At 42.6% G+C, this 11,730-nt stretch carries 2 protein-coding genes; both read right to left on the bottom strand.

All coding sequences use genetic code 11. The features are described 5' to 3' along the window. Positions 1-122: 122 nt before the first annotated feature. Positions 123-911 (bottom strand): hypothetical protein, encoded by a 789-nt coding sequence (locus LHV68_04605; protein MCB4791150.1) that lies wholly within the window; start codon positions 909-911, stop codon positions 123-125. Between the two features lie 312 nt (positions 912-1,223). Continuing rightward, positions 1,224-11,693: a hypothetical protein gene (locus tag LHV68_04610; GenBank protein MCB4791151.1), complete on the bottom strand. Its 10,470-nt coding sequence runs from the start codon at positions 11,691-11,693 to the stop codon at positions 1,224-1,226. Positions 11,694-11,730: the final 37 nt, after the last annotated feature.

The raw sequence follows: 11,730 nt of genomic DNA on the forward strand, positions 1-11,730 counted from the left end.
ATTTCACCATTATACGCGACTGCCGATGATGTAGTTATGGTGAATGCATACGACACCGCAGGTACAACAAACAAGATGCCAAGAGCTGCCAGCAATAACTTTTTCATGCTTTTACCCTTCTTTTAGTATGACATGGCTTCTATTGTTAAGGATTTTGTAGTATAAAACTGCGCCAAAGTCTTCGTTGTATCTACGCCTAAGTAAATATATAAATTATTGTCACTTGCCGGGGCTGCTTTTGTAGGGTCCTCATTCCAGTAATAACCAGTAGCGTCCCAGATCCTGACATAGGTTGACGTAATATCCCAGGCTGAGCCTAGCGCACCGCCTACATTGGCCCTTCCCTTATCCTGTAGAAACTTCCACATATAGTTCGTAAATCCTGCAGTGCCTGTAACGGGCCTGCTCACCATAAATACCGGCGTTGTAGGTGTAGCTGACGCTACATCCAGCACCATCCAGGATAACGCTAAACCAGATTTTGAGCCATCAGGAGATACATTTTGCCCGACCAAGCCAAAATTATTGAACGCTGCAGTTGAACAAGCCACTGCGCGCTGCGACGGAGTTGCATCGTTATAAAATATCCTGAACCCTGCTTTTGCCGCGGTATTATCTGTGTAGATAACCATTCTCCAGTTTATTAAATTAGTTACCGTAGATTGTACTAAAATATATTGGTTGGCGATCTTATAGCCCGGATTAGCTACTGTAATCCCTGTCCAGGTAAATGAACTCACAGTAACGTTATCTGAACGCCTTTTAATTACCGCAAACCAGGTCTGCATGCCGCCTGACGGCCTCATTTCAGCATTCCAGGCAGTTGCCGATGATGCAGTGATTGTAAATGCATACGACATAGCTGGTACAACAAACAAGATGCCGAGAACTACTAATAATAATCTTTTCATTTTATTCTCCTTGACTTACGTTTCTTTCTTTTGTTCGACGATATTGAGAGCTTGTATAATAATATTAGCTTAAAAGTTCCAAAAAATCAAGGAAAATTTGAAAAATAATTGTAAATTCTATAAGATATTGGATAATTAAGCTGCACCCTGCGTCGGAAAGACCGTATAATAATTATGCTTTTGCCGGGGTCATCGGCCCGGGCAAGTATCCCTTATCTATGTAATTAAATGCTAAATCAAATGAAAATGTCTTTAAAAAAGCTATTAAAATAAACAAAAGGCAACAGGGGAAACACAGTGCCCTTTTAATTTTTATGCTGCGCTTTGGATCGCGTTGATAGCTGCTGCGTCAAAAGACGGCTTTACACGTTCAATAAGACCAGGGAACTTCCTATAATATACAAATCCCTGTAAAAGAGCCTCTGCGGTTAAACCACGGCTCTGCAATATTTTGGTAATAGGAGTAGTGGCGATTTCAGCAATAACTGCGTCCTTGAACTTAGTAACTGCTTCCAACGATATCTCTTTAGCTTCCTCTTGTACTTGTGCATTTTCAGTTTCCTTAATAAGCTTGAGCTGGCCATAAGCCACTAAGGCCTTGTCTTCAGTAAACTCCTCGCCCCGGGTTACGACTGCTATACCTGCGCCAATTAAAAGGTTCATGATTTCCAGGTACGCTGACTCTTTAACACTTGCATCCCCACCAGCGTCGTACCGTTCAAGAGCACGCTTTATACCATAGCTGCTGAACTGCCGGACAATTTCTACTGTTTCATTCATGCCGGCTATTCTGGCTGCCTTATCCTGCGTAAGATAATTACTCACCGCGGCAATCAATGTTCTCGCATTCTCTATACTTGGGATTTCTTCTTTGCTAAACACCCGGGTACCTTTTAACTGCTGATCTAAGGCAAGAGCATCACCGGAAAGTTTTGCACTGGTGAAGGCATGTTTTAGGGTATCGGCAAACTGCTGTAATGTAATACGTGACCTTTGGTTAACCTGAACCGGAAGATCGCTGTCTGCACAGATGTTTCTCCCGCTGCCAATTGCCGTATTAAGGGCAGCTGTAACCTCATCAGCGGTTACTTCTTTAGTCTCAGGCAGTACAAACCGCAGAGATACATCTTTATCCAAAGCATTTATGCTTCCTTCATGCCCGATTGCAACAATTGCCTGTGGTCTAATGCCTAATTCTTTCATTCGTACAACCAGCCCTTCCGTACATAAAACCTCTACAGGTAGAGACAGTGTGACAAAACCAGCCGGTATGCGTGCCTGTTCGGCCTGGGCAGCTGTCTGCTGAGCATCTTTAAATCTATTCATAAACGATGTAATATCGTCAGCACTTACTTTATAGCCAAAGGAAACCACTATGCCGGACTCTCCATAGTCAGCTGCTTTCATGACACCCTCTACCGCTGTATTGACCTGCTCCGGGTCCGGTACCGTAAGCCCAAGTTTATATCCGCGCGCACACCACAAAGCATAGGCTTGCTGGTCAGTTAGTGATAATCCTTTCTTAAACTCGTTGAAATTTGCCTGCTGTTGAGCATCCTCAAGTTTAGGTATAGTGCCGGCAGGCACAGCGTCCGGGTTTAAGGAAGCATCTGGTTTTATCAATCCAGCTACTATTGCATTTTTTACCTTGCCGGACCACAACTTCGAGCTTTGAGCGACAATGTCCGGCAGTTTCTCTACTGTAAGTCCCTGTTGAGCTAATTCAACAATTATATCCAGTTGAGGTTCAACTCCCGCGCCTCTGACTCTTCGTGCCTGGCCATAGGCTTGGACTAAACGCTGGGTATCTTCCGGCTGGTATACACAGTCCACGTTTTGTGAAGCTTGTATATCTGAATTATTTCCGCTTGCTGCTACCATTACCCCGGCATACCTCAGCCGGGCTTCAATGTCCTTAAGTTCAGGGAAACTCAGGCTCAAATTACCCGAGGTTACCTCCAGTTCGCTTTTTTCCGGCAGATTTACCGGATCGCTTCCTATATTAACAACAATACCATCAAAAACATTTTCAGCGTCACGAGAGGACCCCAAAAGCCTCTGCCTGAAACTGTTCTCGCCAGCCAGCAGTGCTTCTTTACCCCTGTGTTCAACCAGAGTAAGCAAGAGGGACCACCGCGCACCGGCCGTTGCGGCAGAAGAACTATTTAACGCCTCCGCAACAGCTTGCGGCGTCAAACCTTCAGGCAATTCGTCAGGCACTGCCAACTGCAGCTCCACACGTCCATCAACCCATTTATGCGCAAATATCCGTAAAGATACTTTTTTTCCGTTTACGGTTATCACTACAAACGGCACCTGATTCTCCCCGTCTGCTGTATAATCTTCCATACCGCCGGTTTCTTTTATCTCTGTCTCTGTATAAACCTTCGGAGTTATCTCTATAACCGGCACTCCGCTCCAGTTTAACCACTCCGCGGCAACTTCGCCAAAAGCGACGCACGCTTTGCCGTCCAATGCCCCTAATAAAGTATTAGGGTAGGGTAAGTCCAATATTACCCGCACTGCCTTACTAACGGCCTCTTTGGGTCTGACCATAGCTTTCACTGCCACCAACACCACAGCCCCGGCGCTTATACCAAGCCGGCCCGAAGAGAAGGTGTTGATAGCTTGAACTTGTGTGAGGGACAAATTGAGAGGTTTAAAAGTATCATCGTATGCCCAATCAATCAACTGTGATAACATGGCCTGATATGGCTCTGCTTGATTAAGCTTCAGCCGTTCTTTCAAATTTTGTGAAGTTGGATAGACAGGTGCGGACTTACCGTCCGGGCCCGGTTTATTAAGGCCAAGGGCAAGGCCGCGAAGGCTTTCCTGGATTTCTTTTGAATTCCCATTCGACGTCAGTAAGGAAAAAAACGCATCCCAATAGGGAGTTAGCATGCTGTTGGTAATGCCGCCTTCAAACTCAATGTCGCCGCAACCAACAAACAATACCAGCCGCCAAAACTCCAGCAGTAATTCCCTGATTGGTATAACACGGCTTGTTTGGGTAGTAGTATAACTGGCCAATGACGTATTTTTAATACCGGCCTTTCTGCATAATTTCTCAAACATTTTAAAAGTACGCAGTTGAGCATATGGTGCCTGATTGATTATCACTGAAAGAGGGCGGGAAGATGCCTGGGCAAGTTTCTGTAAAATATCAATACTTTTTACCGCATTTTCAAATGAGCTCCTTGACTGGTCTTCTATAAAACATGTTTGGGATTCTCCTGGTTGGGTTGCAAGTTTGATCTCCAATTCATATTCAAAAAGCAGTCTAATGAGTTTGGCCTCTGTGATACCTAATTCTTGAATCTTACTATAAAAAGGTTTAAATCCCGGTTGGGCATATTTTGTTTCAATACCAGCCGCTTCTTCCACCCATCCGGCAATCTGTGCTTCTGTGAGCTGCGTTCCGGTAAGTGAACTGAATTTTTCCTGCCCCAGACGTTTAAATACCGAAGCTATTAACTCCGGTGTACCCTTCCCAACCCCGCCGGTTATGATTAATTTCGGCTTTTTGGCCATTGAATTATATACTTCTATGGCATCGAGTATAACCTCAATATCATTATGCCCGCAAACGACCATAACATCTGCCTGTACATTTTCTTTTGCTGCGCTTGCCTCGAGGTTCTTCCCTGCCAACAGGGCAAGAAGTTTTTCTGCCTGTGCTAATCCTGCCTGCAACGGGGACGGGTTTTCCATGTGCATCTGGAGTTCTGCCCGGACCCTTTCTGAATAGATATTTGAAGGATCAACATTTAGCCGGTTAGCAACGCTTGCCCTGCCTGCATTATCTCCCGTGGTACTTCCCCATTGGGTGTTGGGTGCATTACCCTCCCAACTCCACAGCCTTTCCCCTTTCTTATGCGAAAGGTTCCAGGCTGCATGCGCGGCTATGTTGGCAAGCTGGCTTATACTCAAACTTGACAACCCTATATCAGGAAACATCTCAAGCCCAAGCATTACGTTTTTTCGTATAATTTCTGCAAGCTCTTCCTTAGTATCAATCCCCTGGGACCTTAAATATTCAATGCCTTCTTTGCCAAGCCATTCTTTCCCAAACTTATCTCCACTCATAATCTGATTTGCAAGAAATTCTGCTAATATTTCTATGCCTTTAACACCTGCTAATGCAGGGACACTGCACTCTGCCAGTCTCATCAAAAAATAATCTATAGAATACATGCCGTTAATCAGTATCTTGCGCTCTTCTGCTGTAGTTGGTCCGTGTTTATCTATAAACGCTTCTATACTTTCTCTTCCGCCTTTACGAGCTTTCTCAACCTGCTCCATCTCTGCTATGGGAGCATATATCTCGGCTGCTTCTTTATTGTATCTTTCCTTTTCTGTTTCGGGCAGGGTTTCCCATTTTGCAATTATGTTTTCTGCCTGATCTGGGTACCTGACCTTGATATAGTTCATTACTGATTCAATGCCGGATTTAGAGACTATTTTTGGCTTAGTCTTTTCATAGCCTGGTATAAAAGTAACCCTGGTATCAGCATTGGGACGTATCTGTACAGTGTATACCCCGTTATTATTTGCAAACCAGACCCCAAGCGGGCCAATATTATATGACCTGCCGAATTCCAAATTAGTATTTTTATCTCCTTTAGGGCTGTGTACAGAAAAAGTTATCTTCCCATCCTTAAGCGAGATCAAACCCGGCAGTAAGTTTCTTTGCTTAGGCTCAATAATGATTTGCATATCACCGCTAAATTTTTTCTCAAAGCGGTCAACGGAACCTTCAGTAAATCCATTTTCAGATATTTGCATATTCTCACGGAAGTCGGCTTTAAAACTGACAACATTTACAATTGATTTGCCGGGCCTTTTATCAGCAAGGCTTATGCGCACCCTAAAACAGCCATCGTTTATCTTGCTTATGTTCAATATAAAATGCCCAACTGTAAAACTGCGCACCTTTGTCGGTACCTGCACCTTTTTACCTTGGAAGTCTTTTCCCTGGAACACCATATATATTTTCCCATCTTCAATATTCATGGTGACCATGGATTTCCCGGGGATAACTAGATATATCTTTTTGTCATTATCCAATATTACTTCACTACTTCCGTTTGTTTTGGACAGCTCAACTGTTGTCTTTTTTGCCTCAAAATCAAGGTTAAGCATGTTTTCTGTTTCTGCAACTATCATGTGCTGAGACTGGCTTAATGGTTGTCTCCATGAAAACGAAAAATCTTTTATTGATATGCCTCTGCCTGTCCTTTTAATATTCAATATCAACTCTATTGTATCCTGCTCAGGTTTTTCGCCTATACTGACAATTTGTCCGTTCCTGTCCATATATACATGAACTCTTGAGAACCAGTTTTCTGCCCCGAGAGAGTGAATGTCTATCTTCTTTAGCATTTCAACGTTTTGCTTAACGATTTTTCTCTGTTTTGCTGCAGCACTCCTACCTGCCAGAGAATATATGCTTGCCTGTACAACGCTTGTAAAATCCTTGCCCGGGAAAAGGTATTCAAGTATCTTCCTCATACTATCGTTTACTTTAAAAGTTGTTCTAGCGATTATGTGTGCAAGAGCATCATCTGATTTTTTAATCAGGTTTGATTCGTCGGCATATTCAGGTTTTGCTTCGGCTGTATGGTGTATATAGCGGTGGTATGATTCTATGAATTCGTCTGTCCCAAGCCCTGCAACTAACTGTTTTATTCTTTCCGGATCTTTAACTAAAGCATCAAACTCATCCAGCTCTTTTTGTGACTGGATATTCCTGTATTTCTCGTTCAGCCAGTAATAATTGAAATCCCTATTGTCACCTTTTCTTGCTACAGATTCGTTTATTTCATGAATTATCGCAGTCTCTCTTTCCTTAGGATTAAAATATTCAGAAAACCCGTGCGCCACATCTATTACTATACTGCCTTGTGCTGATTCTTCTTTATTAATAGTAGCAAAACCTACTGTAGTCTGGTCAATATAGAGAATATCGCCTTTGCATTCCCTTATTTTTACCGGATATTCAACTCCGTTAATAATGACCTTTGTTTCATTTTGTTTTATATAAACCCTTTCTTTAGGTATTTCTGCAAGTATGGCAAATCCCATATTCCCGGCAATTTCCTGAATTTTACCTGCCAAAAGCAGTTGTGCCACTGGCCCTAACACCTGTAAAATAATACTGTACATATTTCTGCCAAGACCCTGGTTGGGAGAACTATCAACTTTTATAACTTCTTTCTTTCTTGATTCATCCAACCTGTATTTTATTGCTAATTTAAAATATTCTAAATCGTCATTTTTTTCTCCGCCAAGAATTCTTAAAGCATTTGCAAAAATCATTGAAACAGTAAACAGGCTTGCCAAAATTACAAGCTCTGTTATTCCTGTCCTAAATAACATATACGTACCCAGCCCAAAAACAAGTTCTCCCACCCAGCCGGCTGGAGCCAGCCAAAACAGTTCATCTAAAAATACAGGAATCGGTGAATTATACTTAACTCCAGGCTTTACTGGCCTAAAGTTTTTTAGAACTTGAATTTCAGCATAAGGAAAACCTAAAATCCTTGCAACAAGCCAATGGAATAGTTCATGCATAAAAACATACGGCAACGCTATATAATATGCCATATAATTTAAAGGCTTCGGAATTATTCCAAAACCTAAATTAGTACGGCCTTGAGCTGCCCCTGCGGTTTTGGTGTCAGACTTGACTCCATTGACTAATTGGGAGAGTACAGCGGAGGTGTCAACATCTCTTGACAATTTTTGTATAGTGACGATTAACCGGGATGCGGCAGGATCCTTTTTCATGGTTAGGCCGTCTATGCGGTTGCCCCGGACATCTATAAAATAAATCTCATCGCCGCTTTTTTGAATGTCAACCGCACGGTCTAATACGGTATGCAGATATCCGGCATACGTGTCCACCTCTTTGATAGCCGGCATAGCACCACTTTCTGTCACCATACGAATTTCCGTGCATGATTCGCCGTCCGCAGCTTTAGTGCAAAGCACAAATGCTTTGACAGTATTAGAGAGATCTTTGCCCTGATTTAGCGGTTCTGCGCACAGATGTGAAAATCTGCCCCATACTGCCATATGCGGAAAATGCCCTTTGAAAAACTCCCAATCCGCGCTCTTTATGGTGCCGTCCGCGATAAGTTTTTCCGCTGCAGCGAGTAACTTTTCCCATCCATCGTTGTCCTTTCCAGGATTCGTCAAGAACGCTGAGACAAGCCTTCCCAGGCGTTTCTCAAACATAGGTGCAGATTCTGCTAAAGCTTTAATTTTTCCTTTAAACTCTTCAATACTACACCCGGTTAAAGTATTCAACTTACTTGAAATTTCAAACAGATAATCAAACGGCCGCTTACGGCACCAGCCAGTACTTGCAGAATCAAACACCCAGAAAAGAGCGTTTGCTTTAAACAGCCTTTCAAATTTTGCCTGGTCAATAATGCCTTGAGGTGCGATATAAGTCCGGAATTCAGGGTCCTCAAACAACTCATAAAATGAATCGAGAGGCAATTCCCCTATCCCATGTGATCCAAACCTGAGATGGGTCTTAATAAGCCAATATATTTCGTCACGTTCCTCAACATCCAACGCAAGATTGCCGATTATATTAAATCTTCTTATGAATTCCGCGCTTGTTATTTCATGTACTTTAGTGGTTACATGTACTACTTGTTCATCGCACTTGCCTATGTCATGGAACAAGGCAACAAAGGCCCATTTTCTAAATACGTCAGCATTTAAAATACCCTTACCCTCGCCCATCATATCTTTAAGCCTGGCAAATACTGTGTTATCCTCCTGGCTATATAATGCCCCTATCCCCCCTGCCTGCCGGGTATCCTGGCCATCCTGCATGCGGTACATCTGAAGGAAAGCACAAAAAACACGCAATGTGTGGTTAGTAACGATATCTAATGCCGTCTTCTCGCCTTCGGTTAATTTGTCATTTTTAATCTGCACGGCAACGTCCGTAAATAGTTCTGTAAGCAAGGTTTTTAGTTCTGTTTTTTCAAGCGTTTTTGCCAACTCATCAATGTTAGCCGGTAACTCATCTAAACTATTGACTCCAAAGATATCCAATACTTTATCCGGCTCGCAGTAACCAAGTACCTGCCTGACAACACTATCCATGTCTCTTGCATCAGAGGATTTTTTGGGGTGAGCAGAGTCGAGTTTTCCGTTATCGATTGTTCCTTTTTCAGCATTATAGGTATATTCGGCTCCCACATCGCCCTGGATGGCAACGGCTATGGTGTACGTTTTTAAAGTTGCAGTTGGCAATACTGTTATGGCAATACCAGTGTCTGATGGAAAAGACTGTTTAAATAAATCATTGACCTCGGAAATCTTTCCTTTCTTAAGTAGTTCCTGAATTGCATTTATTTTTAACACTATTTCTGCATATTCCCCGGCTGCTGTAACTTTGTCCCATTTTCCATTATGCTGTGCAAGCAAATCAGTAAGCTGTTTCAGTGCCAGGGCAGTAATGGGTTGGTGGGAAGGAATAAAGCTAGTTTTTATAGGTTCGGCTGATTCTTTGCGCAGAGCGTCTGTTTCTTTCTCCAATAACTCCTGGTATATGGTTTCTGCAGAGTCAGTGCCCTGGGTAACATTTGGAGTGATAATCACATAGGAGAGGTTGCGCTCTTTCATAAGACCGGTAAGTCCCTGGGTGTGGAAACCGCCTGTAACCAGCACCACAATTTCAGACTTGCTCAGCAGCTCTGAAATTGGGTTCTGAGTCCGAGGTTCGGTGCGTCCCTGGGCTATAAAGCGGAAGTTTGGAGTAAGTTCTACCTGTCCCCTGCCCCCTGCCCTCTTCTGTATATCGCAGTTATCAAGCAGGCATTCGTTGCGGGTAACGTTTACCTTATAGTACTCGCCAAGGAGCGCAATGTCTTTATCAAACTCTGAAAGCTTATAATTACCGACATACTTAGCCCATAAAAGCTCAAATTTAGGGAAATTTGCCAGGACATAATTATAATCGTCAAATGAGACTTTATAGCCGATGAAATCCCTTAGATACTTTACAAATCCTGCCAAAAACACTATATCGCGCTCGCTCTGCTTGAGTATAAGGCGAAAATGTATTTCGTTTTCCAGGCGCTGCTCTTCGTTAATGAGTTCAAGAGGGTTAACCGCACCAGTTAGCGCCATGTGCTCGAAGAACCTCTTTAAATTGGGATATTCAGCTGTCAGAGAAGGGTTCTGTGCCGCTATCTTTGAGAGGTACAAATATAGTTCATTAGCTTTTGAGAAGTTAGAGGTATTGTTTAGGAGCATTTGATAGGTGCTGTATGGCAGTTTCTGCTTGAGCAAAGCTATGAATGCCTGGAGTTCAACACCTATCTTTTTAAAATTAAGTTCTTTGGCAACATTGAATGTTCTTGAAAAACTAGAGACATTTTTAAAGAGCGCCAGGTCTATATCAAGCTTCTGCGAGTAATCTTCTATCTTTTTATAATATTGTTGAGGCTTTATTGTGCCGTCTTTATATTTCTGAACAAGTCTTTCAAATTTCTTGTTTTTGGAGTTGTAGTACCGTTCTTTTAGGATATCGATATCGGATGAAAGGGTATCTACATGCTCCTGCAGGGATTTCTGTTTTTGAATAATAGATTGTAATCTCAAGAGGTTTTCAGTGTGTAGTTTTCTATTTTCCACGCCAACAAGCAGGTTTGGCTTGCCTGACTGGGCTGAGTAATACTCAGGGCCTGTGAGTTTGCCGCTGTCAATAAGAGCATCCAGTATCTTGTTGCGTATATCCTGGTCCCTTACACCTGTAAGCCAGGATGTATCGAGAGCCCCGCTTGCACCCTCTACGTACACCTGTTTAAGGTTGTACTTCTGATCCAGGCTTGCAAGTATCTTTGCAATATTTTTCTGGACCTCAGGATGGCAGTGCAGGTCCTGGATGTTTATTACAACCTGTTTTGGCAGGTTGGTATCTGCGAAAGCTCCGTCCAAATTACCTGATGGCACGCTAGACTCGAAGCTAATGTCCTTGCTTTCAGCCTCTGTATGGGTTTCCGTAATCCGCCCAACTTGTGCTGGAAGTATAAAGCTGTCAAAGATCGTTTTTACATCCGGGACACTGCTCTTCCTTGGTTCAAGCGCTCCGTAAGCTGGCTGCGCTATCACCGATGTCAATATAAAACATATACAGGTAATCAAAGATATTATCTTTTTAAGGGTGCATACCCCGCATGACCTTCGGAAATCACGCGCTCTTTGAGCAATAAAAAAACCTAACCCAAAAGTATAGGTTAGGCTGATCTTCCTTATACGAGAATACATAAGAACGCTGTCAATTGCCCCGCGGGGAAGAATATAAAACAGTAATAAAAACAATAAAAAGATCAGCGGTGGGTCATGCGGAATGCGGGACAGAGTTGATTGTAATTTAACAATGCAAGTTAAACCTCGGGTTTGCAATACTAAGTTGGTTATAGTTGAAGTCAGGAGATTGAATTTGACGTTTTTTGAATTCTCAAGTCTTAGTGCAGTGCCTGCTATTCTTGGCTGGGATGAAGCAGCATGCGAACTTTTCCGTTTTGAAGATGTAGTCTTTAGGGGTATTTTAAACGGAGAGTTGCTTAAAACCATTTCAAGAAGTGCAGTTGATGCCTTGGATAGATAGTTTGTTATCTGAAAGCTTGACTTGAACACATCGCCTGCACTGTCAAAAGCGGTATTCGGGCACACATCCGGTAATGCAGCCAAAGGGCTTATCATCTGAACTATAAAACAAATAATGAGTGCTCCAATTAATATAAATTTCATAAAATAAATATTGTCCATACTACAGAAAAATCATTAT

The sequence above is a fragment of the Candidatus Liberimonas magnetica genome (assembly GCA_020523885.1).
Lineage (GTDB): Bacteria > Elusimicrobiota > Endomicrobiia > Endomicrobiales > JAFGIL01 > Liberimonas > Liberimonas magnetica.

Bases quoted from the DNA above. Each gene is read 5' to 3' on its own strand.
- LHV68_04605 (MCB4791150.1), bottom strand. From the start codon at position 911: ATGAAAAGATTATTATTAGTAGTTCTCGGCATCTTGTTTGTTGTACCA.
- LHV68_04610 (MCB4791151.1), bottom strand. From the start codon at position 11,693: ATGAAATTTATATTAATTGGAGCACTCATTATTTGTTTTATAGTTCAG.